The sequence below is a fragment of the Streptomyces sp. MBT65 genome (genome assembly GCF_016612545.1).
In the GTDB taxonomy this organism is placed as follows: Bacteria; Actinomycetota; Actinomycetes; order Streptomycetales; family Streptomycetaceae; genus Streptomyces.
This window is the reverse complement of the sequence record NZ_JAENRY010000029.1, coordinates 18,713-45,527: the sequence shown is the minus strand read 5'-3', so window position 1 is coordinate 45,527 and position 26,815 is coordinate 18,713. Positions and strand designations below refer to the sequence as shown.

Genomic DNA, 26,815 nt, shown 5'->3' with positions numbered 1-26,815 from the left:
CGACGACGACCCCACCCTGCCCTCCCTGCTCAGCGCGGGCCCCGACGACGAACACGGACGCGGCCTCCACGTGGTCGGCGCGCTCGCCCGCGAATGGGGCGCCAGCCGTACGACCGGTGGCAAGACCGTCTGGTTCGAACTCGCCCTGCCCCGCCGCTGAAGCCCTGGCTCACCGCTGAAGCGCAGGTGACCGCGGGGGCGCACGAGGCGCACATCGGCGTACACGTGCCGAATGAGCGGTGAAGGAATGCGCCGTGTGCTTGTGAGGAGGACCGGGGCGCGATAGACCGTACTGGCCCGTCACTTACGGCGGAACGGCCTGCATCCTGGGGAGTTGGGCATGAGCGTGACCAGTCGGTACCGGGAGGCCTGGGAGGGTTTCTGGCGCGAGGCGCCCGACGGACAGGGAGCCGTCTTCTGGGACGCGGCGGCGGCACAGACCGTCGGGCTCCATCTCGCCCTGTTCGAACCGAAGTTGCGCGACCCCGGTCTCCAGATGGTGGACCTCGGCTGCGGCAACGGCACACAGACCCGGTTCCTCGCCGACCGGTTCACCCATGTCGTCGGCGTCGACCTGTCCGCCGCGGCCCTCGACCACGCCCGGCACGCGGACCCGGCGGGGCAGGCCACCTACCGGCTGCTGGACGCCGCCGACAAGACCGAGGTCGAGACCCTGCACGCCGAACTCGGCGACGCCAACGTCTACATGAGGGGCGTCCTGCACCAGGTCGAGCCCGACGACCGGCAGCCGCTGGTCGACGGGATCGCCACGCTGATCGGGGAGCGCGGCCACGCCTTCCTCGTCGAACTCGCCGAGGCCGCCCGCCCGATCCTGGGCGCCCTGGCCCAGGACCCGGCCGGACCGCCCGCGAAACTCGCCCCGGTCCTGCGCCACGGCATCGTCCCCGGCGAGGTGGCCGACGACGAGGTGCCCGAACTGCTGCGCGCGGCCGGGCTCACTGTCGTCGCGAGCGGTGAACTGCCCCTGATCACCACCGAGTTCAGGGACGACGGCGCCCGCATCGAACTGCCGTCGAAATGGCAGATCGTGGGCCGCGCACACTGAGAAGGCAGGGGGAGGCGGGGCGGCTCACCGCCTCCCCCGACCCGTCTAGCCGAACTGGTGCTTGAGGAACGACCCGGACCACGCCATCAGGTCCGCGGGCACGTAGTACCCCTTCTCGTCGTTGATCGCGTCCCAGTTCTTCGCGACGTCCTCCACGGAGGCGTCGCCGCCCTCGTGCGCGTACCCCTCCGTCGAGGCCAGGAAGACCCGCGCGAACCGGCCCGCGCCGGCCGTGTAGATCTCCCCGCTCACCGGGACGCTCTCGTGCGCGAGATAGGCCACCATCGGCGCCACCGCCGACGACGGCATGTACGGCATGCCCTCCGCGGTCTCGGCGGGCTCCTCCTCGGGGCCGCCGCCCATCCGGGTCATCGCGGCCGGCGCGATCAGGTTGACCTTGATGTTGTGCGGCTCGCCCGCCAGCTTCGCGCTGCGCGCCATGCCGACCGTGCCCGCCTTCGCGGCGGCGTAGGACAGGTTGTTGTCCATGCCGAACATGCCGCTGGAGGTGGTGAGGACGACCCGGCCGTAGCCCTGCTCGACGAAGTGCGGCCAGGCGGCCCGCATCGTGTTGAAGGAACCGAGGAGGTGGACGGCCAAGTGCCGTTCCAGGTTGTCGAGTTCGATCTCCGGCAGGCCCGCGTAGCGGATGATCCCGGCGTTGTTGACGAGGACGTCGATCCGCCCGAAGGTCTCGATCGCGGTGCCGATGATGGCCTCGCCGCCCGCGGTCGTGGACACGTCGTGGGTGTCGGCCACCGCCTCCCCGCCCGCGGCGACGATCCCGTCGACGACCTTCTGCGCGGGTCCGGCGTCCGAGCCCTCGCCCTCCATCGTCCCGCCCAGGTCGTTGACGACGACCTTCGCCCCGCGTTCCGCCAGCAGACGGGCGTAGGCGCGGCCGAGGCCACGGCCCGCGCCGGTGACGACGGCGACGCGTCCCTCGAAGCTGAACTCGCTCATGCCTGACTCCTGTCGTACGCGTCACACACCGTTGTCGACGCTGTCATGGTGATCGTCCTACTGCGGGGAGCTGCCCCGACTACCAGGTGACGGGCAGCTCGCGGATGCCGCCGGCGAGATCGTCGGCGGTGCGGAAACTGAGCTCCTCGAAGGGGACCGCGAGGCTCAGGGTCGGGATGCGGCGGTAGAGCGTGCCGTACACGACCTGGAGCTCGATCCGCGCGAGCTGCTGACCGAGGCACTGGTGGATGCCCCAGGCGAACGCGTGGTGGTGGCGCGCCTCCCGGCCGATGTCGAACTTCTCCGGCTCGGGGAACGCCGCCGGGTCCCAGTTGCCCGCGGGCAGCGGGACGACGATGCCCTCGCCCGCCTTGATGGTCACGCCCTCGATCTCGATGTCCTCGCGGGCGATCCGCCGCTGCCCGAGCTGCGGGACGGTCACATAGCGCAGGATCTCCTCGACCGCGTTCGCGACGACCTTCGGGTCGTCCGTCTCCCGCAGCACGGCCAACTGCTCCGGATTCTCCAGGAGCAGGGCGGTGCCCAGCGTGATCATGCTGGAGCTGGTCTCGTGACCGGCGATCAGCAGGATCATGCACAGCAGGGTGGCGTCGGGGAGGGTGATCTCCCCGGCCCTGATGCGCGCGGCGAAGTCGGAGACGACGTCGTCGGTCGGCTCCTCCGCCTTGGTCTGGAGCAGCTTGGCCAGATAGCCGCCCAGCGCCGCGTTCGCCGCCTGCTGCTCCTCGACGGTCTTGTCGCTCCTGGTCGCGTAGGAGGCGTGCTCCTGGAAGAAGTCGTGGTCCTCGTAGGGGACACCGAGCAGGGCGCAGATCATCAGCGACGGCAGCGGCAACGACAGCGCGGTGACCAGGTCCACCGGCTTGGGGCCCGCCAGCATCTTGTCGATGAGCTCGTCGGTGAACCGCTGGATGTCCGGCCGCAGCTTCTCCATCCGGTTGCGCGTGAACGGAGCCGTCATCATGCGGCGGATCCGCGTGTGGTCGGCGCCGTCCGCGTTGAAGATGGTCAGCGGGTGGTGGTGATGGGTCGCCTTCATGACCTCGTTCGGAAACGGGAACCCGGGCTGTTTGTCGTCCGAGCTCACCCGGGGGTCCGAAAGGATCACACGCTGTGCGGCATGCCCCGTGACGAGCCAGGGGGTGCTGCCGTCGAAGATCCGGCCCCGTGACACGGGCGCCTTGTCGTTCAGGGCGACAAGCGCGGCCGGCGGAGCGAACGGGCACCGGCCGTCCTTGACGCCCGGGTAGTCGAAGATCTCCGGGTCGGGGGCGGCCAGATCTGTCTCGGCCATGGTCTTTCCTCCAACGAGTGAGGGTGTGGGGGGAACGGGGGACGCTCTGCTACTCCTCGATACGGATCGCCAGCGCCGGGCACACGGCCGCCGCGTTCCGTACGTCGTCGGCCAGTTCGGCCGGCGGGTTCTCGTCCAGCAGGACGACGATGCCGTCCTCGTCACGCTGGTCGAACACGTCCATCGCGGCGGCGACGCACTGTCCGGCGGCGACGCACTTGTCCTCGTCGACGACAACCTTCATGGCAACTCTCCTGATCGTTCAGTGGGCCGGGGCGGAGACGGGGGCGGGAACCGAGTCGACGATCTCCTGACGGCGCTGCCTGGCCTGCTTGGGCATGTTCCAGCCGAGGATCCCGGTGACCCGGCCGCCGCTGCGGTAGCGCACGACGAACCGACGGGCCGTCAGGTCACCGTCCACGACGTCCACTTCGGCGTCGGTCGGCAGGAACCCGTGCACCTGGAGCTTGGCGTCGAACTGATCGGTCCAGAAGTACGGCACCGGTTCGTACGGCCGGTCCTCGCCGAGGATCGCGCCGGCGACGGCCATGGCCTGCTCGGTGGCGTTCGTCCGGTTCTCCAGCCGGATCAGCCGGCCGAGCTGCTCGTGGTGCCAGCGGGCGACATCGCCGACGGCGTAGATCCCGGGCGCGGCCCGGCAACGCGAGTCGCACACCACGCCGTTGTCGAGTTCCAGCCCGCTGTCGGCCAGCCACTCGGTCGCCGGACTCGCCCCGATCGCGACCACGACGACATCGGCGGGCAGCACCTCGCCGGTGCTCAACTCGACGTCGGAGACGCGGCCTTGGGCACCGGTGAACCCTGTGACGCCGTTCCCGAGTCGGAGTCGCACCCCCCGTTCCGTGTGCAGCTCCGCCAGCAGTCCCGACACCAGCGGGCCCACCTGAAGGGCCAGCGGTCCGGTCAGCGGGCCCGCCAGGGTGACGTCCAGGCCCAACGTCCTTGCCGTGGCGGCGATCTCGGAGCCGAGGACCCCTTCGCCGACGACCACCAGACGGGACCCGGCGAGCAGATCGGTGCGCAGGGCGAGCGCGTCGTCGAGGGTGCGCAGCACATGCACACCGGTCAACTCGCCCTGCCCGGGCAGCACTCGGGGCCGCACCCCGGTGGCGATCACGATCGCGTCGGCGCTCAGCTCGCGCCCGGACTCCGTGCGCACGGTCCGGGTCGCGGTGTCGAGACCGACCGCCGGATCGCCGTAGACGAACTCGGTGTCCAGGCCGGTCAGCATCTCCTCGCTGCGCAGCGCGGCCCGGTCGGGGTCCCAGGCGCCGGAGAGGATCTGCTTGGACAGCGGCGGACGGTCGTACGGGGCGTGCGACTCGGCGCCGAGCACCGTGATCCGGCCCGTGTACCCCTTGCGCCGGAGGGCCTCCACCGTGGTCAGCCCGGACGCGGAGGCGCCCACCACCAGCACGTGGGCCACGGCCCCGGTGTCGTCCTCGATGCTCATGTTCTGCTCCGTTGCAGCGTCGTCGCGATGTACTTTGCGGGTGCTCACACGAGGTAGCGTCCGCCGTTGGTGCTGAGGGTCTGGCCGGTGACGTAGGACGCTTCCTCGGAGGCGAGGTAGGCCACCGCGTAGGCGACGTCCTCCGGCTGTCCGGCGCGCTTCATCGGCATGGTGGCGGCGGCCGCCTCCACGTCGACGGGGCCCTGGCGGACCAGCGGGGTGTCGATGAAGCCGGGCGGCACGTGGTTGACCGTGATGCCCTTCTCGATGTACTCGATCGCGAGTGCCCGGGTGAGGCCGATGACGCCGCCCTTGGAGGACACGTAGTGGGCCATGGCGGGTGCGCCGGTCTGGGTGGAGGACGAGGAGATGTTGACGATCCGGCCCCAGCCCGCCGCGAGCATGTCGGGCACGATCTCCTTGGTGACCAGGAACGGGCCCTTGAGGTTGATCCCGATCATGCGGTCCCAGGACGCCTCGGAGATGCTGGTGAACGGCTCGTAGGCGGTGATGCCCGCGTTGTTCACGAGGATCGTGACCGGGCCCAGCTCCTCGCGGGTGCGGGCGGCCGCCCGTGCGACGGCGCCGGCCTCGGCCGCGTCGCCGGAGACGGCGATCGCCGTGCCGCCCGCCTCCTGGATGGCCGCCGCGGTCTTCTCGGCGCCCTCGCTGTTCAGGTCCCACACCGCGACCGCGGCGCCCCTGGCCGCGAGCACCTTGGCGATCGCCTGGCCGATGCCCCGGCCGCCGCCGGTGACGACCGCGACCTTTCCCTGCAGTGACATGTGCGCTCCCTTGCGCTCGTGCGCGGTGCCGACGTACGGACACCGGTGGTTCGGACGGCTATTCGCCCAGGGCCTCGCGGGCCGCGGTACGGGCGGCCACGGCCTTGGGGAAGCCGGTGTACCCGGCGGAGTGGTAGATGACCTCGGCCAGCTCGTCCCTGGTCACCCCGTTGGTCAGGGCGACCCGGACATGGGTCTTCAGCTCGGTCTCGGCGCCGAGCGCGATCAGGATCCCGAGGGTGACGAGGCTGCGGTCGCGCGGGGCGAGACCCTCGCGGCCCCACAGCGCGCCCCACACGGTGGACAGGCCGATCTCGACGAGATCCTCGCCGAACTTGCCGTCCCGCATGTCGAGATCACCCTCCGCGGGAACCACCCCGGGCAGCGCGGCCCGCAGGGCTTTGAGCCCCGCGACGCGCAGATCGGTGGTTTCCTTGACGTCTTCGGCGCTCATGCGCGACTCCCGGTGCAGGCGATTGCATTCGTCCCAAACGAAAGTTAGATCAAACGGTCGGTACAATCAATGCCTGAACGGATATGGCTGGTCCCAGCTCTCTCCGTCATCGCCATTGATCGGGCCCAGCCCCTCATCTACTCTCGGTCTGAATATTCGACCGACTGGTCGAACTATCAAACCAGGCTCATGTGGGAGCCGCAGCCCCAGTCACCATGGAGCGCAAATGAGCGAAACTTCGAAGCCGGCGGTCCAGGACCGGGTCGACGTCCTCGTCATCGGGGCCGGCGTCACCGGCATCTACCAGCTGTACACCGCCCGCGAGGCGGGCTTCTCGGTGCGGCTCCTCGAAGCGGGCACGGGTGTGGGCGGCACCTGGTACTGGAACCGCTACCCCGAGGCGCGCTTCGACTCGGAGAGCTACACCTACGGCTACCTGTTCTCCAAGGAGTTGTGGGAGGAGTGGGAGTGGTCGGAGCGGTTCGCGGGCCAGCCCGAGATCGAGCGCTACTTCAACCACGTCGTCGACAGGTTCGACCTGCGGCGCGACATCCGCACCGGCGTCAAGGTCACCTCGGCCGTCTTCGACGAGCCCTCCGGCACCTGGACCGTCCGGGGCAGCGACGGCACCGAGGTCCGGGCCCGCTACGTCGTCGCCGCCACCGGCAACCTCTCCGTGCCGTTCATCCCGAACATCCCCGGCCGCGAGGACTTCCGCGGCGAGCAGCACCACACCTCGCGCTGGCCGAAGACCCCCATCGACTTCACCGGCAAGCGGGTCGCCCAGATCGGCACCGGCTCCAGCGGGGTGCAGATCATCTCCGCGATCGCCGACGACGTAGCACAGCTGACGGTGTATCAGAAGGACGCGGACTGGCTCACCCCGCTCAACAACGCGCCGATCACACCCGAGGAACAGGTCGAGCTGAAGGCCAACTACGAGTCCATCAGGGACACGTTGAACACGTCACCCAGCGGCTTCCTGCACCAGATCGTCATGCGCTCCGGCCTCGACGACAGCCCCGAGGACCGCCAGGCGTTCTACGAGGAGCGGTGGAACGGCCCGGGCTTCACCAAGCTCACCGAGCACTACATGGACATGCTGTCGAACGAGACCGTCAACGCGGAGTGGTGCGCGTTCATGGCCGACAAGATCCGCAGCATCGTCAAGGACCCCGAGACCGCCGACAAGTTGATCCCCAAGGGGCATGGCTACGGCGGCCGCCGGCCCCCCTTCGGCACCGGCTACTACGAGACGTACAACAAGCCGAACGTCTCCCTCGTCGACATCAACACGACGCCGATCACCCGCATCACCGAGGACGGCATCGAAACCGCCGACGGTGTCGAGGAGTTCGACATCATCATTTGGGCCACCGGCTACGACTTCGGCACCGGCGCCCTCAACAGGCTCGGCGTACAAGGCCGTCAGGGCCTCCTGCTGAAGGACTACTGGGCGGACGGCCCGCGCACCTACCTCGGTGTCGCGACGGCCGGCTTCCCCAACTTCTTCTTCCCCGGCGGCCCGCACGGCGCGACCGGCAACAACCCGCGCTACGCCGGCGACCAGGTGGAGATCATCACCGACGCCATCGTCCATGCGCGCGACCACGGCTACGACGTCGTCGAGGTCACCGAGGCCGCCGAGGAGGAGTGGACGGACAGCATGAACAACAGCAAGATGTCCTCCTTCCTGGAGAGCAGCTACTTCTACGGCGGCAACATCCCCGGCAAGCCGGTCAAGCAGCTCCTCAACCCGACGGGCCGGTGGGCGCTCCAGGAGGCCATCAACACCGTCAAGCAGAACGAGTTCCCGACCTTCGTGCTGACCAAGGCCGAGACCCCGGACGCCTGAACACCGGGATGTCCGAACGCCCGGACGCCCGTGCCGCCCTGGACGTGGGCGGCACGGGCGTCCGGGGCTCCGCCGAGGTCTACTCCGCGAAGGTCGTGACCCGGTGCTGGAACAGCCACGCGCCGTCGTGCCGGCGCAGGACGTCGTCGTAGCGCCCGACCATCTGTACGGTCCAGCCCGCCTCGCCGCGCGCGAAGAACGCCAGGTTGCTGGTGGCCCTCGCCTCGTCCTCGGTGGCGGAGGTGACGACGGTGTTGGCGATCAGGTGCAACTGCGGTGCCTGGGGCGTGAATCCGCCGAAGCCCTGCCGGATCGCCTCGCGGCCCTCGAACTTGGCCATGCCGACGATCTCGGCGACGCCGTCGGGGGTGTAGAGGTCGGCGATCTCGTCGGCCTTTCCGGCGTCCAGGGCTTGCGCGTAGGCGGCGATGGCGGTCTGGACGGCCGCCGTGACGGACGCGTCGATCGATGTGGTCATCTCACTCCAAGGTCGAGAAGGCTCAAGTGGGCTGAGGGGGAAGGCCGTTACGCCTGGTAGGTCGTCTTCCTGCGGTGCAGCAGCCAGCTGCCGTCCTGGCGGCGCAGGGTGTCGTCGTAGTGCCCGACCACGCCGATCGCCCAGCCCGCCTCGCCGCGCTGGAGGAAGGCCACGTCGCTCAGCGCGCGGGCCTCGTCCTCGCCCGTGGACGTGACGACGGTGTTGGTCACCAGGTGGAGCTGCGGCTGGACCGGCTCCCATCCCTTGAAGGCCGCGTGGATCGCGTCGCGCCCCTCGACCGGGTCCAGGCCCGGTATCTCCAGGACGGCGTCGGGCGTGTACAGCGCGACGATCTCGTCGGTGCGGCCGGCGTCCTGGGCCTGGGTGTGCGCGCCGAGTACGGCCCGTACGCCCGCCACGACCCACGCCTGTGTGGATTCGCTCATTCTTCGCTCCAAGGTCAGGGTGTTTCGACCACTCAGTCTATTGATGAGTCGAAGATAAAGGGAGGGGGGTGCGTCGGATTCGTTGACCGATCGGTACAATCACAAATAACATGCGGGCGGCTGGTCAACGGGGACTGTCGCCGAAGGAGGCGTGATCATGACGAAGCGTTGGAAGCAGCGTCCGCCGGGCTCTACGTGGGGCGATTGGGGCGAGGACGACGAACTGGGCCGGATCAACCTGCTCACCCCCGAGAAGGTGCTCCAGGGGGTCCGCGAGGTCGAGCACGGGATCAGCTTCAGCCTGAGCCTGCCGCTCGACTATCCGGGCGGGAGCGAGCTGAACCAGCGGCGCTACCCTCCGATCCTGCGGCCCACCGAGGACCTGGAACACAAGCAGGACGTCTTCTACAACATCAAGGCGCGCGAGCACTTCTCGCCGCACCTCAGGGACGTCTGGTCCGACGACGTGGTGACCCTCTGGCTCCAGTACTCGACCCAGTGGGACGCGCTCGCCCACCAGGGCCAGGAGTTCGACGCCGACGGCGACGGCGTCGAGGAGGCCGTCTACTACAACGGCTACCGCGCGGACACCGACATCGTCGGACCGCAGGAGGACGCCAAGGGCGACGGCAGCGGCACCCTCGGCTTCGCCCGCCACTTGGGCCTGGAGCACATGGCGGAGCACGGGGTCCAGGGCCGGGGCGTCCTGGTCGACCTCGCCCACCACCTGGGCAACACCTGGCAGCCGGTCAACCTGAAGACGCTCCAGGAGATCATGGCCGCGGACAACATCGTCGTCGAACCCGGCGACATGCTCCTCCTGCACACCGGCTTCGACACCGCGGTCCTCGGCTGGGGCAAGAACCCGGACCCCGTGGGCATCCACACCACGGCCTCCTACCTGGACGCGTTCGACCCGGCGCTGCTGGAGTGGATCGCCGACTCGCAGATCTCGGCGCTGATCTCGGACAACTACGCCGTCGAGGGCGTCGGCGTCGGCCCCGAGGACAACACCCCGCACTCGCTGCTCCCGATCCACAACCTCTGCCTCTTCAAACTGGGCGTTCCCCTGGGCGAGTTGTGGTACCTGGAGAAGCTGGCGGCCTGGCTCCGCGAGCACGACCGCAGCCGCTTCCTGCTCACCGCGCCCCCGCTCAACCTGCCCGGCACCCAGGGCAGTCCGCTGACACCGGTCGCGACCGTCTGACCGCCTGACAGCCGCTACGACGGGAAGGGCCCCCAGAATCTCTGGGGGCCCTTCCCGTCGTGGAACCGCTCGGATCCCGGATCAGACCGCGGCGATCCTGCGCACCGTGTCAGCGATCGTGTCCCGTGACGGCAGCCAGACGCGCTCCAACGAGGGGGCGTAGGGCGCCGGGACGGACGGTGGGGCGACGCGGGTGACCGGGGCGTCCAGGTGCCAGAAGCCCTCGTCGACGGCCATCGCGGAGAGTTCGGCGCCGACGCCGAAGTCGCGTACCGCCTCGTGTGCGATGACCAGGCGGTTGGTCTTGGCGAGGGAGGCGAGGACCGTCTCGCGGTCCAGCGGGGCGATGGTGCGCAGGTCGATCACCTCGACGCTGATGCCCTCCCCGGCGAGCAACTCGGCCGCCGCCAGGGCATCTTGGACCATCCGCGACCAGGAGACGAGCGTGAGGTCGGTGCCCTCGCGGATCACCTTCGCCTTGCCGAGCGGGATCAGGTGGTCGGCCGGGGGCTTGGGGCCCTTGAGGCCGTACTGGAGACGGTTCTCGACGAAGACCACCGGGTTCGGGTCCTGGATCGCGGCGCGCAACAGGCCATACGTGTCAGCCGGGTTGGAGGGCATCACGACCGTCAGCCCGGGGATGTGCGCGAGGATGGCCTCCAGGCTCTGCGAGTGCTGGCTGCCCGAGGAGCGGCCCGCGCCGAACTGGGTACGGACGACCAGGGGCATGGAGGCCCGGCCGCCGGTCATGAAGCGGAGTTTGGCGGCCTGGTTGAGGAGCATGTCGAGGCAGACCCCGATGAAGTCCATGTACATGATCTCGACCACCGGCTTCATCCCGGCCATGGCCGCCCCCACCGCCGTACCGACGATGGCGCTCTCGCTGATCGGCGTGTCCCGCACCCGGCCGGGGAAGGCCTGCGCGAGTCCGCGGGTGAGTCCGAAGACGTTGCCGCCCGCGCCGACGTCGATGCCGGCGACGAACACGCTCGGATCGGCGGTCAGTTCATGCTCCAGAGCCAGTCGTACGGCGTCCATGGACCGGAAGATCTCCGCGTCGGCCGGGAGCGGCGCGGGCTCGGCGACGGCGAGGCGGGGGGCCGAGACATAGTCGTGCAGGGTCTCGGGGGCCGGCTCCGGCAGGCTCCTCGCCCAGTCGATCGCCGCCTCGATCTCCTTGTCGATCTCCTCGTCCACGGCGTCGGCCGCCGCCTTGTCCAGCTGCCGGCGGGCGATCAGCAGCGGGTCGCGTTCCTTGGCGGCGGCGACCTCCTCGGCGGGGCGGTAGCGCTCGGGGTCGCCCTCGTAGTGGCCGTGCCAGCGGTAGGTCTCGGCTTCGAGCAGGACCGGACCGCCGCCCGCGCGCAGCCGCGCGACCAGCCCGGTCATGGTCTGCGCCACCGCCAACACGTCGTTGCCGTCCACGTGTTGGTACTCGATGCCGTACCCGGCGGCGCGCGCGGAGAGCGGGGCGCGGTGCTGCTCGGACTCCGGGGAGAACTCGGAGTAGTGGTTGTTCTCACAGAGGAAGACGACCGGCAGATCCCATACGGCGGCCAGGTTCACCGCCTCGTGGAACATGCCCTGTGCCACCGCCCCGTCCCCGAAGAACGCCACCACCACGTCACCGGCCGCCCGGAGTTTCGCGGCCGTGGCGACCCCGGCGGCGATCGGGAGGCCCGCGCCGACGATGCCGTTCGCGCCGTAGATCCCGAGGCCGGGGTCCGCGATGTGCATCGAGCCGCCGCGGCCGTGGCAGGTGCCCGCGTCCTTGCCCATCAGCTCGGCCATCATCGACGCCGAGTCCAGGCCCTTCGCCAGCACATGGCCGTGGCCGCGGTGGGTGGAGGTGATGCCGTCGCGCGGGCCCAGCGGCCAGCAGGCGCCGACGGCGCTCGCCTCCTGGCCGATCGACAGATGCAGGAAGCCCGGGATCTCCGTCGCCTTGTAGAGGTCGGAGGCCCGCTCCTCGAAGCGGCGGATGCGGCGCATCCGGCGGTACATCTCCAGGAGCAGGTCGGTCCCCGCGGTGCCGGGGTCGGTGCCGATGTGGTGCGATGCCTGAGTCATACGGTCCTCGCTTTAATGTACCGTTTGGTCTAGCAAACTAGAGCGACGTCCCCGGGGCCGCTTCCCCCAGGCGTGCCGCAGCGCGGCGCCTGTGCGGGCCCGGGACAGCACGCACGTCGTCACAGCCAGGGGAGAGAAGACATGCCACGACCGCCGGGTCATGGGCCGGGCTTCGAAGTCAGACGCCAGAAGATCATCGACACCGCGGCGTCCCTGTTCGCGCAACAGGGCTACGCGGCGACCTCCATCAACGACCTGGGCCGCGCGGTCGGGCTCGCCAAGGGCGCCCTGTACTACTACATCGGCTCCAAGGAGAACCTGCTGATCGAGATCCAGTCGCGGGTGCTCGGCCCGCTGCTGGCCCGCGCCAAGGAGATCGCTGCCCTCGACGAGGTGCCGCTGCTGCGGCTGCGGCTGCTGTCCGAGTCGCTGCTGACGATCATCTTCCGCCGGCTCGACCACATCTGGGTCTACGAGCACGACTACCGCAGCCTCAGCGGCGACGAGCTGGAGATCGTGCTGCGGCAGCGCGCCGACTTCGAGCACCTGATCACCGGCCTGCTCACGGAGGCCGTCGAGGAGGGGAGCTTCCGTGCGGTCGAACCGCACCTGGCCACCCTGCAGTTCCTCAACCTGCACAACCACACCTATCAGTGGGTGCGGCCCGGCGGCAGTTGGGACGCCGCGTTCCTGTCGGGCGAGTACTGCTCGACCCTGTTCCGCGGTTTCGCCGCGTCCGTCGGCGAACTGCCCGATGTCGAGGCGCTGGCCGCCGAGTTCAAGCGGGCCAGGCCCGAACTGCCCCTCGATCCCGAGGCGTTGTGGGAGTCGGAGTCGGTCTCCGTCGCGAGCTGACCGGATCCGCGGTGCGCCGCCGCTTCGGCGCACCGCGGGACCCGTCGCCTCACGCGCCCTTGACGAGGGCCTTGGCGATGACATTGCGCTGGATCTCGTTGGTGCCCTCGCCGATCTCCAGGATCTTGGCGTCGGCGTAGAAACGGGAGATCTCCGACTCGCGTACGTACCCGTAGCCGCCGTGGATCTGAAGTGCCTGCGAGGCGGCCCGGTTGGCGACCTCGGAGGCGTACAGCTTGGCCATCGCGGCTTCCGTGCTGTGCGGACGGCCCTGGTCGGCGAGCCACGCGGCGCGGTACACCATCCAGCGGGCCGCCTGGTACTCCGTACCGATGTCCGCGATCTTGTGCGCGACCGCCTGGAAGTCGGAGAGCGGGCGTCCGAACTGGTGCCGTTCCTTGGCGTGTTTGACCGCGAGGCCCAGTGCCGCCTTGGCCAGCGAGAGACCCAGCGCGGCCACGCTGATCCGGCCGCCGTCGAGCACGGACAGGAACTGCTTGAGGCCGTTGCCCTCCTCGCCGATCAGATGCTCGTCGGAGACCCAGCAGTCGGTGAACACCAACTCCCTTGTGTCCATGGCGTGCCAGCCCAGCTTCTTCAGCTTCGCGCCGACCGTGTAACCGGGCGTGCCCGTCGGGACGTAGAAGGTCGCGTATCCCTTACGGCCGTCCGCGCCCTTGCCGGTCGTGGCCAGCAGGGTGACGCCCTGGCTGATGTCGGTGCCCGCGTTGGTGATGAACATCTTCGTGCCGTTGATCACCCAACCCCCGTCCGCCCGGCGGGCGGTGGTCGCGATCCCGGCCGCGTCGGAGCCGGCCTCCGGCTCGGTCAGCCCGAACGCGCCGATCGCCTCGCCCTTCGCCAGCGGGGTCAGCCAGCGGTGCTTCTGTTCCTCGGTGCCGTACGCGAGCAACGGCAGCGTGCCGATCGTCGAGTGCGCGTTCCACGAGGAGGCCACCGACTGGTCGGCGGCGCCGAGTTCCTCCATCACCGCGACATAGGTGACCGTGTCCGAGCCCGCCCCGCCGTACTCCTCCGGCACCAGCATGCCCATCAGGCCGAGTTCGCCCAGCTTGGTGAAGATCTTGGTGGGGAAGATCTCGTTCTCGGACCACTCGGCCGCGTGGGGCGTGATCTCGTTGGCCGCGAACTCGCGGACCATGTCCTGGAGAGCGAGGGTCTCCTCGGGCAGGTCGAAGTCCATGTCACAGTCCCTTCGGGGTCAGCAGCACCTTCAGGTGCTTGGCGCGGTCGGCCGCCAGGTCCTCGAAGACACCGGCTCCTCCCGAGAGCGGAAAACGGCCGGTGATCAGGGCGGAGGCGTCCAGCCGTCCGGTGCTCATCAGATCGATCACCCGCGGGATGTCGAAGTTGTAGCCGAGCGTGCCGACCACCGACCGCTCGTAGAACACGAGTTGGCCCATGTCGAACTCGACGCTGCCGTGCCCGACCCCGGCCAGCACGACCCGACCGCCGCGCCGCACGATCGACACGGCCTGGCCCGCGAGCGCGGGCACACCGGTCGCGTCGATGACGACGTCCGGGCCGATGCGGTTCGTTCGCAGGAACACCTCACGCCGTACGTCGCTCGCGCGCGGGTCGAAGGCCTCGGTGACGCCGATGCCGAGCAGCATCTCGCGCCGCCCCGCGAGGGGTTCGCTCACGAACAGGCCCGCGGCGCCCGCGATTTGGGCCGCGAGGACGACTGCCACGCCGATCGGGCCACCGCCGACCACGAGGACGTTGTCGCCCGGCTTGACCCCGGCGCGGGTCACCGCGTGCAGCCCGACCGCCAACGGCTCGGCCACGGCGGCGAGTTCGTCGCTCACGTTGTCCGGGAGGCGGGTCAGGCCGGCCAGCGGGACGGTGACCCGTTCGGCGAAGCCGCCGGGGGAGGCGAGGCCCACGGAGCCGCTCTTGGGGCAGATGTGGTACTCGCCGCGCGTGCACCAGAAGCACGTGCCGCAGCGCCAGACGGGGTCCGCGGTGACGCGGTCGCCGATCTCGATGCCGGGGACGGGGGCGCCCAACGCGACCACTGTGCCGCTGAGTTCATGGCCCAGGGCGAGGGGTGGCTTGGTGCCGGTGAGCGGGTGGGGGCCCTCCCGGATCATGTGGGGGCCCTCCAGGTACTCGTGCAGGTCTGTGCCGCACACCCCACACCACGACACTTCTACGACGGCCTCGTGCGGGGCCGGGTCGGACGGTTCGGGCACCTCTTCGAGACGTAGGTCCTGTGCACCGTGCCAGACGAGTGCCTCCATGTTTCCGCCCCTTTCGTCTGCGGGTTCGTTGTCGCTGGTCGCGCCCACGCGGCGGAGCCGCACATTGATACAGCCCGATCCCCTTACGGGGCGCTCTTCCTGCCCTTGTTCAGAAATGCGTGGAGGCCCGTGCTCGCGTCCTCCGTGCCGAACACCCCCGTGAACAGGGCGCGTTCAAGGGCCAGCCCCGCCGCCATGCTCGCGTCCGTGCTGTGGTCCACCGCATCCTTGATCGCCTCCAGGGCGGCCGGTGGGCCCTCGGACAGGCGGCGGGCGTAGGTCAGGGCGGCGTCCAGAGCGGAGCCCGCCGGGACGACCTCGTCCACCAACCCCAGCCGTAGCGCCTCGTCCGCCCTCACCCTGCGGCCGGTCATCAGGAGGTTCTTCGCGCGGGCCGGGCCGATCAGGCGGGCGAGCCGCTGGGTACCGCCCGAGCCCGGCATGATCCCCAGCTGTACTTCCGGCTGGGCGAAGACCGCGTCCTCCGCCGCCACCCGGTAGTCGGCGGCCAGGGCCAGTTCCATGCCGCCGCCGAGGGCATAGCCGGTGACCGCCGCGATCACCGGCATGGGCAACCGTGACACCTCGTCGAAGGTGCGTTGCAGAGCGCGGTTCCAGCCGCGGATCTCCTCCGGCCCCATCGCGGCCAGGGCCTTGATGTCGGCGCCGGCGGCGAAGAGCCGTTCGCCGCCGTAGAGCACCACGGCCCGTACGGCGGGGGAGTCCGCCAGCTCGCGTACGCGGGCGGACAGCTCCTCTCTCTGTGCGGAGTCGAAGGCGTTCATCGGCGGGTTGTCGAGGCGGAGCGTGACCACCGGTCCTTCGGTGTCCAGCCGGATGCGTGGCACGTGGGAACCCTCCTCGTCGGTGGGAGCGGCGGAAGCGGCGGCACGTGCGCCGGGGTGGTTGTCGATGCGCACGTGCCGTCGTAAAGTGCGGCTCATAGGTTTTATAGACCAAGGGGTACACTAAATTATGTGAGTGGGCAACCGACCGGTCGGGATCCGGTGTGCCCCATGAGCCGTGGTCGAGCCGTGTTCAGCGCCGAACACCACAGAGCGAGAGTGAGCCGTGCACAATTTCGCGAGCATCCTCGATTACCACCTGGCGCAGCGGCCCGACGCCGTGGCCGTCGTCCAGGACGAGCGTTCTCTGACCGTCCGTCAACTGCACGAGCGCGTGAATCAGTTGGCGGCCGGCCTGGCCGAGCTGGGGGTCGGGCGCGGCGATGTCGTAGGTCTGCTGCTCTACAACCAGCCCGAGTTCCTGGAGCTGGTGCACGCCACCAACCGGCTCGGCGCGGTCTTCCTGCCGCTCAACTACCGCCTCTCGGAAGAGGAGTGGCAGTACATCCTGGGCCACGCCCAGGCCAAGGTGATCGTCACCGAGCCGGAGTTCGTCCGGGCGGTGGAGCGCAGCGCCGGGTGTCTGACCGATCTGGAGCACCGGATCCTGATCGGCGGGGGCGAGCCGCCCGAGGAGCCGTGGGCCGACTACGAGGACTTGCTGGCCCGGCACAAGGGGGAGCGGGTCGAGCCCGTGGACGTCGAACTCGACGATCTCCAGCGGCTCATGTACACCTCCGGGACCACCTCACGTCCCAAGGGCGTCCGCATCACCTACGGAAACCTCGAGGCCAAGAACCTCGCGCACATCGTCCACTTCGGCCTGACGGCGGCGGACACGACGCTGGTGTGCGGGCCGCTCTACCACGTGGGCGGTCTGGACATGCCGGCCCTCGGGGTGCTGTACGCGGGCGGAAGAGTCGTGCTCCAGCGGAAGTTCGACCCCCAGGGCGTCCTGGACGCGATCGAGAAGCACCGGGTCACCAATGTGTGGCTGGCGCCCGCCATGGTCAACGCGGTGCTCGAGGTCCCGGACCGCGAGGAGTACGACACCAGCTCGGTGCGCTTCATCCTCGGCGGCGGCGAGAAGACCCCCGAACCGGTGCTGCGGCGCATCATGACCGCGTTCCCGAACGCCTGGTTCGCCGACGCCTACGGCCTGACCGAGACCGTCTCCGGCGACACCTTCCTCGACCGCGAGCACGCGCTGTCCAAGCTGGGCTCGGTCGGGCGTCCCGTGCCGCACACGCGCGTGCGGATCGTCGACGACACGGGCGTCGAGGTTCCGGCCGGTGAGCTGGGTGAGATCACCCTGCGCGGGCCGAAGGTCTTCGCCGGGTACTGGCGCGACGAGAAGGCCACGGCAGCGGCGCTGCGGGACGGCTGGTTCCACACCGGCGACATCGGACACGTCGACGAGGACGGCTTCCTCTACATCGACGACCGGAAGAAGGACATGATCGTCTCGGGCGGCGAGAACATCGCGACGCCCGAGGTGGAGCGCGTGCTGTACGAGCACCCGGCCGTCCTGGAGGCCGCCGTGGTCGGGCTCAACCATCCCCGCTGGGGTGAAGTCCCGCGCGCCTTCGTGGTGTTCAGGCCCGGTGAGGGCGCCGGCGCGGAGGAGCTGCGGGAGTTCTGCCGGGCCCGGCTCGCCAAGTTCAAGGTGCCGGCCCGCTTCGACATCGTCGAGGAGCTGCCCCGCACCCCGTCCGGCAAGGTCCTCAAGCGGACCCTGCGCGACATTCCCACGGAGGGCTGAGCCATGACCGACCTCAAGGACGTGAACGCTCAACTCCGGCTCGACGGGCGGACGGTGTGGGTGACGGGCGCCGGGAAGGGACTCGGGCGGGCGATCGCCGTCGCCCTCTCCCAGGCGGGCGCCACCGTCGCGGCAACGGCCCGTACCGCGGCGGACCTTGAGAGCCTGGAGGGCGAACTCGCCGCGCACGGCGGCAAGGTGCTGGTGCTGCCCGGCTCGGTCGCCGACTCCACCGCCGTACGGACCATCGTCGAGCGCATCACCGACGACACCGGCCGCCTCGACGCGGTGGTCAACTGCGCAGGGACGAGTCCCCACTTCACGCGCAGCGAGCGCGTCACCGACGAGGACTGGCAGCAGGTCCTCGACGTCAACCTCCAGGGCACCTTCTACTGCTGCCGCGAGGCCGGCAAGGTGATGCTGGAGCAGCGCTCGGGCTCGATCGTCAACGTCTCCTCGGTGCACGCCCGTACCGGCTTCGAGCGGATCGCCGCCTACGCGGCCAGCAAGGGCGGGGTCGAGGCGCTCACCAAGTCCCTCGCCGTGGAGTGGGCCGACCGCGGGGTGCGGGTCAACGCCCTCGCGCCCGGCTACTTCCACACCGACCTCAGCTCCGGTCTGCTGGCCAGTCGCTGGGGTGAACGCATCGTCGACAGCACGCCGTTGGGCCGCGTCGGCGATGTGGCGGAGCTGGGTGGCGCAGCCGTCTTCCTCGCCTCCGACGCGTCCCGCTTCGTCACCGGCACGACCCTCACGGTGGACGGCGGCTGGACCGCGCGGTAGCGCCCGCGCTCACCGGCCCGGCACGGGCCGCACGGTGAGCATCTGGAGCGCGTGTCCCACCGGGCCGTTGACGTCGTGCAGCACGGTGCTGGTCAGACCCTGCCCGGTGGGACCGAAGGTGACCGTCGTGTCCAGCCCCGTCCAGTCGCCCTCGGGTCGGCGGTGCAGATGGACGGTCAGGTCGACGTTCGGGTAGATCCAGGCGGTCGGCGGCTGTCGTACGGCGATGCCGTTCGCGGTGTCGACGAGCGCGAGGTAGGACGCGAGCGGACTGCTGGGCTCGCCCGCGACGAGGGCGTGCCGGGTGGAGATCCAGGCGGTCGTACGGCCCGGCAGGGGTGGAGCGAGCGGGCGTACGTCCACGGAGGCGATGTAGCCGCCGGGCCACAGCGCGCTCATCTCCCAGGGGGCCAACTGCTCGGGAGGGGTGAGCAGTTGGTCGGGGCCGCCCGCGACGGCGGCGGTGTCGACCGTGGCGAGGAACCAGGCCCGGGCCCGCACCACCGGCCGGTCGGCGACCAGCACCACGGCCTCGACCAGCTCGATCGTGCGGCCGGGGCGGACGGTCTCCACCCGGATCTCGCACTCGTCGAGGGCGAGCCTGCCGAGGATGTCGTAGCTGATCCGCGACAGCACGAGACCGCTCTCCGGCCGGGCGGCCCGCGCGCGCTCGATGGCGTGGACGACGAGTCCGCCGAGCGGGCTGAAGTGCAGCTCGGCGGTGTCCCAGGCGCCGCCCGCGTGGGCGGTGGGCTTGTAGCGGTGCTCGTCGGTGCGCTCGTAGTAGCTGTCGGGGACCGGGGTTCCGGAGTTCAACGGACTACTCTCCCAAGGCTGTTCTCGCGGTGCGTGCGATGTTCCGGGGACCACTCTGCCACCTGCGGAAAGGTCCGTACCGGACGCGTCAAGTGATGGAGGAGCGGGGTCGGTCGGAGCGGGTTCCGCGGTCGGAATCTGAACGGAGGCCTCGCCAGGAGAGCCCGCATCGGCGAACTCCCGCTGATTCGGCTTCAGTTGTTGACGGCGGGCAGGGGCGGGACTACAACCCGGGGAGAGCGCTCCCAACCCAACTGAGGAGACCCCCCATGCAGACATCCGCCAGACCTCCGACCGCCGCCGTGCGCTCCCGTACGGCTCTCGGTCTGGTCGTCGTCCTGATCGTCGCCTTCTTCGCCGCCCTGTCGCCCTCGCCCGCCCGCGCCGCCGACCAGTTGCTGTCCCAGGGGCGGCCCGCGACCGCGTCCTCGACCGAGAACGCGTCCTTCCCCGCGAGCGCGGCCGTCGACGGGAACACCGGCACCCGCTGGTCCTCCGCCTTCGCCGATCCGCAGTGGCTGTCGGTGGACCTCGGCTCCGTCCAGCAGCTCACCCGTGTCTCGCTGAACTGGGAGACCGCGTACGCCACCGGCTACCAGATCCAGACCTCGACCGACGCGACCACCTGGACCACGATCTACTCCACCACGACCGCCACCGGCGGCACCCAGAACCTCACCGTCACCGGTAGCGGACGCTACGTCCGCCTCTACGGCACCGCCCGGGCCACCCAATGGGGCTACTCCCTCTGGGAGTTCCAGGTGTACGGCCCCGGAAGCACCACCCCGCCCGACGACTTCTGGGGCAGCACGACCGACATCCCGGCGGCCAACAACGCCGTGGAGGTGAAGATCCTCAACCGCACCAACGGCAAGTACCCCGACAGCCAGGTGTATTGGAGCTTCAACGGGCAGACGCACTCCATCGCCGAACAGCCCTACCTCGACATGTCCGCCAACTCCGCGGGCCGGATGTACTTCTACCTCGGCTCGCCCACCAGCGCGTACTACGACTTCATCGAGTTCACGGTCGGCGGCAACGTCTTCAACGGCAACACCACCCGTGTCGACGCCTTCGGCCTCAAGCTCGCCATGCGCCTGCACAGCAAGGACGGTTACGACACCGAGGTCGGCGAGAACCGGGCGACCTTCGCCGAGGACCGCGCGACCACCTTCCAGCGCTTCACCGACGCGGTGCCGGCCCAGTTCAAGGTGCTGGCCCAGACCCAGGCGCCGTACCGGATCATCGCGCCCGGCAGCGACCCGAGCTTCCGTGCGGGCGGCGCCAACTCCGGCTACTTCACGTCGTACGCCCAGTCGGTGGGCGTGAACGCGGCCACCTCCGACATCTTCGGCTGCGCGGGCTCGCTGGCCGCCGACCCCAATATGTGCGCGGCCCTCAACCGCCATGTGGCGACCCTGCCGGCGTCGCAGCAGTCCGACCCGGCGCAGTTCTACAAGGCGGCGCCCGCGAACTACTACGCCAAGTTCTGGCACGACAACGCCATCAACCAGCTTGCCTACGGCTTCCCTTACGACGACGTGGCGGGCCAGTCCTCCTTCGTCTCGCACGCCGACCCGCAGTGGCTCCTGGTCGCCGTCGGCTGGTAGGTACGCCAACAGCACGAAACGGGGCCGCCCTTGTCAGGAAGAGCGGCCCCGCGTCATGGGGTGGTGGTCGGAGTCACTGGACGTTGATCGTGAAGGTGGACGTGGTGTTGCGGATGTCCTGGGCGTTGCCGCTCATCCGCAGGTTGACGAAGGTGGCCGAGCCGACGGCCGGTCCCTGACCCGGTTCGGGCAGTTCGTTGGCCCAGATGCCCCACCCGGACTTGGCGTCGAACGCGTCTCCGCTCTTCTTGGAGTTGGTGATGGAGATGTCGGTGAAGATCGTGTCCTTCACCGGGAACTGCGGTTGTCCGCCCACGTAGTTGGTCTGGAACATCACTCCGCCGTAGGTGGAGTTGTCGATGTCGACGTCGTTGACGCGGATGCCCTGGAAGACCTTCGAGGCCGAGAACGCCCAGATGGCCGGGAAGACCTGCGAGCCCCAGAAGTGGCCGCCGGTTCTGTCCAGGGAGACGTTCTCGATCGTCGTCGGATCGGTCCCGAAGCCGTTCATCGGGTAGCCGAAGTCCAGCGAGGAGATCGTGATGCCGGAGTAGACCAGGGTGTCGGCGACCCTGATGTTGCGGAAGGTGTTGTTGTAGCCGCCGTAGACGGCGATACCGGCCGCACGCCAGGTGAGCGTCGAGGTCAGGTTCTCGTAGAGGTTGTTCTTCTCGTCGGCGCCGCCCGCGTCGATCGCCGAGAAGAGCGCGAAGCTGTCGTCGCCCGTGGCGCGGGCGTCGTTGTTGACGACGTGGTTGTCCGTGGAGCCGTTCGTCATGTTGATGCCGTCGGCGAACGTGTCACGGATGCGGGAGTTCTTGATGGTCATGTTGTCGGTGTTGGCGCCCCAGTACATGCACACCATGTGCTCGACCCAGATGTCGTCGATGGTGATGTTGGAGACGTTGGAGAAGTCGAACACCTTGCCCGGGCCGTCGATTCGGGAGGTGTAGTTCCCGAAGTAGGCGAAGCCGGTGAACGACGAGCCGTTCGCGGTCGCCTCGGCCCGGAAGCCGATGTCGGTGTTCTCCTGCGAGGCGGGAGCGTGGAAGCGGGTGAACCACGACCCGGCCCCGACGACCTTGACCGCCTTGCCGTAGACCTGGAGCTTGCTGGAGGTCTCGTAGTCACCGGCCGGCAGATAGACGCCGACGAGCTTGCCCGTGGTGTCCATCCGAACCGTGTCGAGGGCGTTCTGCACGTCCTGCTGGGAGAAGCCGGCCGGGACCGCGTAGGCGGCCGGGTCCGGGTTCGGGACGGCCGTGGCCTGTTCGAGGTTGATGAAGTCGATGCCGTAGGTGGAGGTGTTGGCCGCGTCCTTCTGGAGGCGGATCTTGGAGCCCGCCGGAACTGTCCTGCCCAGCAACAGATTCGCCTCGTCGTAGATGTGGCGCGGGGCTCCGGCACTCGGCGCGTTGCCGGGCGCGGTCTCGTTGCCGTACAGCCAGGCGTACTTGGAGGTCAGGTCGATCGCCTTGAGGAACTGGCCGTCGACATAGACGTCGAGTGTCGTGGTCGTGCCGTCCGGGATCTCGAAGCGGGTCACCAGGGTGTTGGTGGCCGCGCGGGTGGTCCATTCGACGTACTGGCCCGTCGAGTTGAGGGTGACGGCCTTGCGGCCGCTCGCCTCGCCCGCGATGTCGCCGATCGTGCGGTTGGGGCCGACGACCGTGGCGCCGCCGCCGACGGTGCCGTCCTCGGCCTCGTACATGTCGTACGGCATGTCGGCGCCGCGGCCGACGAACAGGGGTTGTGCGGTGGTGTTGTTGGTCCGCTTGACCGGGAGTTCGTTGGCGTCGTCGGCGATGACGGTCCTGACGGAGAACTTGCCGTTGACGGCCGTCCACGAGCCGAGGCTGACGGGTGCGGTCGACTGGCCGGCGGCGATGGTGCCGTTGTAGGAACCGGTGAGTGTCTTGACGGTGGCGCCGCCTGCGTCGAGGACCGTCAGGGTGACGCCGTGGGCGCCGGCGGCCGAGGCCACCGAACCCTGGTTCTTGATGGCCACGGTGAACGTGACGTTGTCGCCCGCCGAGGCGCTGGACGGGGTCCAGGCGACCGGCGCGGCGACCAGGTCGGAGCTGGAGACCGGCTTGACGACGAGGGGGGCGGGGGCGGTGAAGACGTTGTTGCCCTCGTTCTGCTCGATGACCTTGTTGGACGGGTCCACCTCGGCGCCGAGCGGGTAACTGCCCGCGTCCCGGGTGCCGATGCTCGCGGTGACCGTCGTGGACGCGCCGGCCGCGAGGACCGGGACGTCCGCCGTGGCGGCCTTCGTGCCGCCGAGCGTGAAGTTCAGGTCGGTGGCCTTGGACGCCTTGCTGCCGCTGTTGGTGACCGTCGCCGTCAGGCTGATGGCGTCCGACTCGACCGGCGCGGCGGGGGAGTTGGTGATGCCGGTGACCTTGAGGTCCGGGTTGGCGGCCGGGGTGCCGATCACCTGGAACTCGGCGACCTGCCCGCCCGGGGCGCCGGTGTTGGAGGCGAACTTGAGCTGGATGTCGGCTGCCGCGCCGGAGACCGGGATGGTCACCGTGTTGCCGCTCGCCGGGTTGAAGACGTAGTCCTTCGCCGCGACAAGACTCGTGAACGCGGTCGCGTCCTGGTCGCGGCCGAGCACCTGGATGTTCTGCGTCCGCGTCGACCACGCGGCATCGGGGTTGAGCTTGACGACGACCTGGCTGAGGTCGGCGTTGGCACCCAGCTTGGTGGTGAGGGTCGCCGGGTAGGCGCCGCCCCCACTCTCCCAATAGGTCGCGATCTGGCCGTCGTTGGCGTTCGCGGCGACATAGGTGAACGTGTACGAGGAGGCCTCGATGGGCTTGCCCTGCGCGAGGTCGGAGCCCGCGCCGTTGCCTGCCCGGGTGACGCTGTTGCTCGCCACCGACACGTTCCCGGCGGCGTCCTTCGCCTTCACGTAGTAGGTGACCGTGGCCGTCGCCGACGGGGTGTCGGTGTACGAAGTCACGGCACCGGCAACGGACTTGATGACCTGGTCGTTGGCGTAGACGTCGTAGCCGGTCACCTGGACGTTGTCGTTCGATGCCTGCCAGGTCAGCTTCACGTCGTTGCCCGACTGGGTGTAGGCGAGGTTGCCGGGCGCGGTGGGGGCCTGGGTGTCGCCCGAAGTCCCCTTGCGGGTCACGCTGTTGCTGTTGGCGGACACGTTGCCCGCCGCGTCCTTGGCCCGCACGAAGTACGTGATGTCGCTGCCGGCCGGCTGGGTGTCCGTGTACGTCAGGACGTTCCCGGCGACGCTCGACCTCAACTGCCCGTTGGCGTAGACGTCGTAGCCCGTCACGGCGGTGTCGTCGGTGGCCGCCGTCCAGTTCAGCTCGATCTGCCCGGTGGCCGGCTCGGTGTAGCTCAGACTGCCCGGCGCGGTGGGCGCCTGGGTGTCGCCGGTCGCCGGTCCGTAGACCTCCAGCTCGGACGCCTGCCCGGCGGGCCAGCCGGTGTTGGCGGTGAACAGCGCGCGCACGTACCGCGTCGTCGTCGCGTCGAAACTGATGGTCGTCGACTGGTCGTTCGTGCTGTCGAAGGTGTACGCCTTCGACGCCGTCAGGTCGGTGAAGTTGGAGTTGTCGGTCGAGCCCTGGACCTTGAAGGTCTGGCTGCGGCTCGGCCAGCCGCTCGGCAGCCGCAACGTCACCTGGTTGACCTTGACCGACGAGCCGAGGTCGACCTGGAGCCACTGCGGGAACGCGTTGTTGGTGCTCTCCCAATAGGTGTTGCGGTTGCCGTCACCGGCGTTGGCCGCGCCGTACACATCGGCGTGCCCGCTCTCGCTGAAGGGCTTGCCCTGGGCGAGGTTGGGGGTCGAGGCGGCGGCCGTGAGGACCTGCATCTCGCCCAACTGGGCGGTACCGGCTACCGAGTTGGCGCTGAAGTCGGCCCGCACGTACCGGGCGAGGGTCGCGGGGACCGAGATCTTCACGGTGTTGTCGTTGCCGGGACTGAAGACGTACTGCGCCGACGTCTTGAGCGTGGCGAAGCTCTTGCCGTCCGCACTGCCCTGGAGCGCCAGCGTCTGCTTGCGGGTCTGCCAGCCCTCGGGCAGCCGCAGCACGACCTGCCGGACGCGCTCGCTCTTGCCGAGGTCGGTCTGCACCCACTGGGCCGACTTCTTCCCGGCCTGCCAGTAGGTGTCGGTGTCGCCGTCGGTGACGTTGGCGGCCTTGTGGGTGCCGCGGGTGCTGCCGGCCGAAGTCGCCTTCTCCGCGGCGGTGTTGGGACCACCGGCCGCGTGCGCGCCGACGGCGGGCAGGCCCAGCACCATGACGGCGGAGGCGAGCGCGGCGAGCGCCGCGCGCCGCCCTGGAGATCTCTGCTTGTGTCGAGTCGGTCTGATCGGTCGCGTCATACGGGATCACTTCCTGCGGAGGCTCGCGCACCGGTGGGGCGGCGAGGGCGGCTCGTTCCTGGGGAGTGGTGCAGGAGCAGAAAGGTGCGGGGTGGAGCGGACCGTGATGTCCCTGAGAGGCAGAATTTTGCGTTGTTTCATCGAAATATTGCAGAGGGCTTTGAATGGGTCTACCTCTGGAACAGCGCAATATTCACCAGAAGCGCTCATCGCCTGCTGGTAGCGGCGAGGAAAGCTTGCATTCACTTGCGCCAAGGGAATGAAAGTGAACGCAAGTCACGCAAATTCTTGCGTGATGTGTGGTGGGGTGCGGGAAGGGTGTGGGCTGCCGGTTGCGCACATGGCTGTGGGGTGACGGAACGGCGAACGGAAGGCTGCGACCCTGTGGAACGTCCCGTGCCTTGGTAAAGGGATGTGCTGGACTCGCACAAGTGATCTTGCCTGCGCCTTCACACCGCGCTTACAACTTGGTGCCGCAGCCTGCGTGATCACGGGGGTCGACCTGACGCATCGGCTGCTCCTGTCGGGGTGCGATGCGTAAAGGGTCGGTGGGTGGGGTGCGTCCGCTCTCGCGGTGGCGTGTGTGGCTGGCTGTGGTGCCGTTGCTGGTGTGCTTCTGGGCGCAGGAGGGCGGTGCGGCCTACGCGGCGACGCGTCCGTCGGCCTCGCTGGGCGCCGGGCTGAACCAGGTGTGGAAGTGGCTGTCGGGCGCGGACGGTTCGGGGCCCCGGTCCCAGACCGGTTCCGCGCATGACGTACGCGCCGCGAAGGCAGGCAAGGGGCGGCCTGCCGGGAAGGCGCCGGGCAAGGGCAAGGGGCAGTTGGCCACCTGGAAGGCGCCGAGCACGCAGGCCAAGAAGGAACGTTCCGGCAATGCGTCCGTGGGCTTCGACGCGAAGACGAGCAAGCGCGTGGCCGCGAAGTCCGGCGCGCAGTTCGACTACTTCCAGAACGCCGACGGGTCCTTCACCCGGAAGATGTCGCAGTCCAGGATCAACTACCGGGATTCCTCCGGGACTTGGAAGTCCATCGACACCGCCGTCACGAAGACCGCCGACGACCGCTGGCACGAGAAGGCGAACTCCCTCGGGGTGTCCTTCGCGTCCTCCACGGGGGCGGACGGCTCCGTACGGCAGTCCGCGCTGCGGGGGAGCGGCGCCGGCTCGGTCGTACCCGCTGCCCTGACCTGGACGACCGAGACCAAGGCCGCCTCCGCCCTCCAGGCCGACGCCACCGACGACCCGACGGCCACTCCCAGCCCCACCGTCAGTTCGGGCACCTCCGCCCAGGGCGATCTGGCCACCTTGACCCTGTCCGACGCGGGGGAGGGATCGTGGACAGTTATTCATGCACTGCGATCAACTCCAAGACCGGCATCGGTTCGAAATGCTAAAGAGGTCTAGT

At 69.3% G+C, this 26,815-nt stretch carries 23 protein-coding genes; 9 read left to right on the top strand and 14 right to left on the bottom strand.

What is annotated here, in order from left to right; all coding sequences use genetic code 11:
* On the top strand, positions 1-160 hold a 160-nt coding region (locus JHN63_RS09290), incomplete at its 5' end, for an ATP-binding protein (RefSeq protein WP_200678724.1).
* Between the two features lie 180 nt (positions 161-340).
* Positions 341-1,066, top strand: a complete 726-nt coding sequence (locus JHN63_RS09285) for a class I SAM-dependent methyltransferase (protein ID WP_200678722.1) — start codon at positions 341-343, stop codon at positions 1,064-1,066.
* Between the two features lie 45 nt (positions 1,067-1,111).
* On the opposite strand, the gene JHN63_RS09280 is transcribed toward JHN63_RS09285, so the two are convergent.
* From JHN63_RS09280 to JHN63_RS09255, 6 genes are all read right to left on the bottom strand, one after another.
* Entirely contained in the window at positions 1,112-2,029 is a 918-nt protein-coding gene (locus JHN63_RS09280; RefSeq protein WP_200678720.1) for an SDR family NAD(P)-dependent oxidoreductase, read from the bottom strand.
* A gap of 79 nt (positions 2,030-2,108) precedes the next feature.
* The gene (locus tag JHN63_RS09275; protein ID WP_200678718.1) at positions 2,109-3,344 is read right to left on the bottom strand and encodes a cytochrome P450; all 1,236 of its coding nucleotides are present in this window, start codon (positions 3,342-3,344) and stop codon (positions 2,109-2,111) included.
* A gap of 49 nt (positions 3,345-3,393) precedes the next feature.
* Positions 3,394-3,588, bottom strand: coding sequence for a ferredoxin (locus tag JHN63_RS09270; RefSeq protein ID WP_019071312.1), 195 nt, complete (start codon positions 3,586-3,588; stop codon positions 3,394-3,396).
* An 18-nt stretch (positions 3,589-3,606) separates the two neighbouring features.
* Positions 3,607-4,818, bottom strand: a complete 1,212-nt coding sequence (locus JHN63_RS09265; protein WP_200678716.1) for an NAD(P)/FAD-dependent oxidoreductase — start codon at positions 4,816-4,818, stop codon at positions 3,607-3,609.
* A gap of 44 nt (positions 4,819-4,862) precedes the next feature.
* A complete protein-coding gene (locus tag JHN63_RS09260) occupies positions 4,863-5,603 on the bottom strand; it encodes an SDR family NAD(P)-dependent oxidoreductase (RefSeq protein WP_200678714.1) in 741 nt (246 codons plus the stop codon).
* A gap of 58 nt (positions 5,604-5,661) precedes the next feature.
* Positions 5,662-6,057 carry a carboxymuconolactone decarboxylase family protein gene (locus JHN63_RS09255; protein WP_200678712.1) on the bottom strand — a complete coding sequence of 132 codons (396 nt, stop codon included), beginning with the start codon at positions 6,055-6,057 and terminating at the stop codon, positions 5,662-5,664.
* A 226-nt stretch (positions 6,058-6,283) separates the two neighbouring features.
* On the opposite strand from JHN63_RS09255, the gene JHN63_RS09250 reads away from it, so the two are divergent.
* Positions 6,284-7,912: an NAD(P)/FAD-dependent oxidoreductase gene (locus tag JHN63_RS09250; protein WP_200678710.1), complete on the top strand. Its 1,629-nt coding sequence runs from the start codon at positions 6,284-6,286 to the stop codon at positions 7,910-7,912.
* Positions 7,913-7,991: 79 nt separating this feature from the next.
* On the opposite strand, the gene JHN63_RS09245 is transcribed toward JHN63_RS09250, so the two are convergent.
* Positions 7,992-8,390, bottom strand: a complete 399-nt coding sequence (locus JHN63_RS09245; protein ID WP_200678708.1) for a nuclear transport factor 2 family protein — start codon at positions 8,388-8,390, stop codon at positions 7,992-7,994.
* A gap of 47 nt (positions 8,391-8,437) precedes the next feature.
* The gene (locus tag JHN63_RS09240; RefSeq protein WP_200678706.1) at positions 8,438-8,836 is read right to left on the bottom strand and encodes a nuclear transport factor 2 family protein; all 399 of its coding nucleotides are present in this window, start codon (positions 8,834-8,836) and stop codon (positions 8,438-8,440) included.
* 157 nt (positions 8,837-8,993) lie between these two features.
* Here JHN63_RS09240 and JHN63_RS09235 point away from each other — a divergent pair, with 157 nt between their 5' ends.
* Positions 8,994-10,043 carry a cyclase family protein gene (locus JHN63_RS09235; protein ID WP_200678704.1) on the top strand — a complete coding sequence of 350 codons (1,050 nt, stop codon included), beginning with the start codon at positions 8,994-8,996 and terminating at the stop codon, positions 10,041-10,043.
* Between the two features lie 81 nt (positions 10,044-10,124).
* On the opposite strand, the gene JHN63_RS09230 is transcribed toward JHN63_RS09235, so the two are convergent.
* Entirely contained in the window at positions 10,125-12,113 is a 1,989-nt protein-coding gene (locus JHN63_RS09230) for a pyruvate dehydrogenase complex E1 component subunit beta (protein ID WP_200678702.1), read from the bottom strand.
* 141 nt (positions 12,114-12,254) lie between these two features.
* Between JHN63_RS09230 and JHN63_RS09225 the strand changes: the two genes are divergently transcribed.
* Positions 12,255-12,968, top strand: a complete 714-nt coding sequence (locus JHN63_RS09225; protein ID WP_200678700.1) for a TetR/AcrR family transcriptional regulator — start codon at positions 12,255-12,257, stop codon at positions 12,966-12,968.
* 49 nt (positions 12,969-13,017) lie between these two features.
* On the opposite strand, the gene JHN63_RS09220 is transcribed toward JHN63_RS09225, so the two are convergent.
* From JHN63_RS09220 to JHN63_RS09210, 3 genes are all read right to left on the bottom strand, one after another.
* Positions 13,018-14,172, bottom strand: a complete 1,155-nt coding sequence (locus JHN63_RS09220) for an acyl-CoA dehydrogenase family protein (RefSeq protein WP_200678698.1) — start codon at positions 14,170-14,172, stop codon at positions 13,018-13,020.
* Between the two features lies 1 nt (position 14,173).
* Positions 14,174-15,232, bottom strand: a complete 1,059-nt coding sequence (locus tag JHN63_RS09215; protein WP_200678696.1) for a 2,3-butanediol dehydrogenase — start codon at positions 15,230-15,232, stop codon at positions 14,174-14,176.
* An 83-nt stretch (positions 15,233-15,315) separates the two neighbouring features.
* Complete coding sequence (locus JHN63_RS09210; RefSeq protein WP_307781856.1) at positions 15,316-16,080, bottom strand: enoyl-CoA hydratase-related protein; 765 nt, start codon at positions 16,078-16,080, stop codon at positions 15,316-15,318.
* A gap of 223 nt (positions 16,081-16,303) precedes the next feature.
* Between JHN63_RS09210 and JHN63_RS09205 the strand changes: the two genes are divergently transcribed.
* Together JHN63_RS09205 and JHN63_RS09200 are read left to right on the top strand one after the other, a co-directional pair.
* On the top strand, positions 16,304-17,839 hold the full coding sequence (locus JHN63_RS09205) for a long-chain fatty acid--CoA ligase (protein WP_200678692.1): 1,536 nt from the start codon (positions 16,304-16,306) through the stop codon (positions 17,837-17,839).
* 3 nt (positions 17,840-17,842) lie between these two features.
* Positions 17,843-18,622, top strand: coding sequence for an SDR family NAD(P)-dependent oxidoreductase (locus tag JHN63_RS09200; RefSeq protein WP_200678690.1), 780 nt, complete (start codon positions 17,843-17,845; stop codon positions 18,620-18,622).
* 9 nt (positions 18,623-18,631) lie between these two features.
* Here JHN63_RS09200 and JHN63_RS09195 read toward each other — a convergent pair whose 3' ends face one another.
* Complete coding sequence (locus JHN63_RS09195) at positions 18,632-19,438, bottom strand: thioesterase family protein (RefSeq protein ID WP_200678689.1); 807 nt, start codon at positions 19,436-19,438, stop codon at positions 18,632-18,634.
* Between the two features lie 269 nt (positions 19,439-19,707).
* Here JHN63_RS09195 and JHN63_RS09190 point away from each other — a divergent pair, with 269 nt between their 5' ends.
* Positions 19,708-21,048, top strand: coding sequence for a beta-1,3-glucanase family protein (locus JHN63_RS09190; RefSeq protein ID WP_200678688.1), 1,341 nt, complete (start codon positions 19,708-19,710; stop codon positions 21,046-21,048).
* Between the two features lie 73 nt (positions 21,049-21,121).
* Here the strand turns inward: JHN63_RS09190 and JHN63_RS09185 are convergent, their stop codons facing one another.
* Entirely contained in the window at positions 21,122-25,327 is a 4,206-nt protein-coding gene (locus JHN63_RS09185; protein WP_234476349.1) for a discoidin domain-containing protein, read from the bottom strand.
* Between the two features lie 665 nt (positions 25,328-25,992).
* On the opposite strand from JHN63_RS09185, the gene JHN63_RS09180 reads away from it, so the two are divergent.
* On the top strand, positions 25,993-26,814 hold the full coding sequence (locus tag JHN63_RS09180; RefSeq protein ID WP_200678686.1) for a hypothetical protein: 822 nt from the start codon (positions 25,993-25,995) through the stop codon (positions 26,812-26,814).
* The last annotated feature ends 1 nt before the right edge of the window (position 26,815 follow it).

Bases quoted from the DNA above. Each gene is read 5' to 3' on its own strand.
- JHN63_RS09285 (WP_200678722.1), top strand. From the start codon at position 341: ATGAGCGTGACCAGTCGGTACCGGGAGGCCTGGGAGGGTTTCTGGCGC.
- JHN63_RS09280 (WP_200678720.1), bottom strand. From the start codon at position 2,029: ATGAGCGAGTTCAGCTTCGAGGGACGCGTCGCCGTCGTCACCGGCGCG.
- JHN63_RS09275 (WP_200678718.1), bottom strand. From the start codon at position 3,344: ATGGCCGAGACAGATCTGGCCGCCCCCGACCCGGAGATCTTCGACTAC.
- JHN63_RS09270 (WP_019071312.1), bottom strand. From the start codon at position 3,588: ATGAAGGTTGTCGTCGACGAGGACAAGTGCGTCGCCGCCGGACAGTGC.
- JHN63_RS09265 (WP_200678716.1), bottom strand. From the start codon at position 4,818: ATGAGCATCGAGGACGACACCGGGGCCGTGGCCCACGTGCTGGTGGTG.
- JHN63_RS09260 (WP_200678714.1), bottom strand. From the start codon at position 5,603: ATGTCACTGCAGGGAAAGGTCGCGGTCGTCACCGGCGGCGGCCGGGGC.
- JHN63_RS09255 (WP_200678712.1), bottom strand. From the start codon at position 6,057: ATGAGCGCCGAAGACGTCAAGGAAACCACCGATCTGCGCGTCGCGGGG.
- JHN63_RS09250 (WP_200678710.1), top strand. From the start codon at position 6,284: ATGAGCGAAACTTCGAAGCCGGCGGTCCAGGACCGGGTCGACGTCCTC.
- JHN63_RS09245 (WP_200678708.1), bottom strand. From the start codon at position 8,390: ATGACCACATCGATCGACGCGTCCGTCACGGCGGCCGTCCAGACCGCC.
- JHN63_RS09240 (WP_200678706.1), bottom strand. From the start codon at position 8,836: ATGAGCGAATCCACACAGGCGTGGGTCGTGGCGGGCGTACGGGCCGTA.
- JHN63_RS09235 (WP_200678704.1), top strand. From the start codon at position 8,994: ATGACGAAGCGTTGGAAGCAGCGTCCGCCGGGCTCTACGTGGGGCGAT.
- JHN63_RS09230 (WP_200678702.1), bottom strand. From the start codon at position 12,113: ATGACTCAGGCATCGCACCACATCGGCACCGACCCCGGCACCGCGGGG.
- JHN63_RS09225 (WP_200678700.1), top strand. From the start codon at position 12,255: ATGCCACGACCGCCGGGTCATGGGCCGGGCTTCGAAGTCAGACGCCAG.
- JHN63_RS09220 (WP_200678698.1), bottom strand. From the start codon at position 14,172: ATGGACTTCGACCTGCCCGAGGAGACCCTCGCTCTCCAGGACATGGTC.
- JHN63_RS09215 (WP_200678696.1), bottom strand. From the start codon at position 15,232: ATGGAGGCACTCGTCTGGCACGGTGCACAGGACCTACGTCTCGAAGAG.
- JHN63_RS09200 (WP_200678690.1), top strand. From the start codon at position 17,843: ATGACCGACCTCAAGGACGTGAACGCTCAACTCCGGCTCGACGGGCGG.
- JHN63_RS09190 (WP_200678688.1), top strand. From the start codon at position 19,708: ATGCAGACATCCGCCAGACCTCCGACCGCCGCCGTGCGCTCCCGTACG.
- JHN63_RS09185 (WP_234476349.1), bottom strand. From the start codon at position 25,327: ATGGTGCTGGGCCTGCCCGCCGTCGGCGCGCACGCGGCCGGTGGTCCC.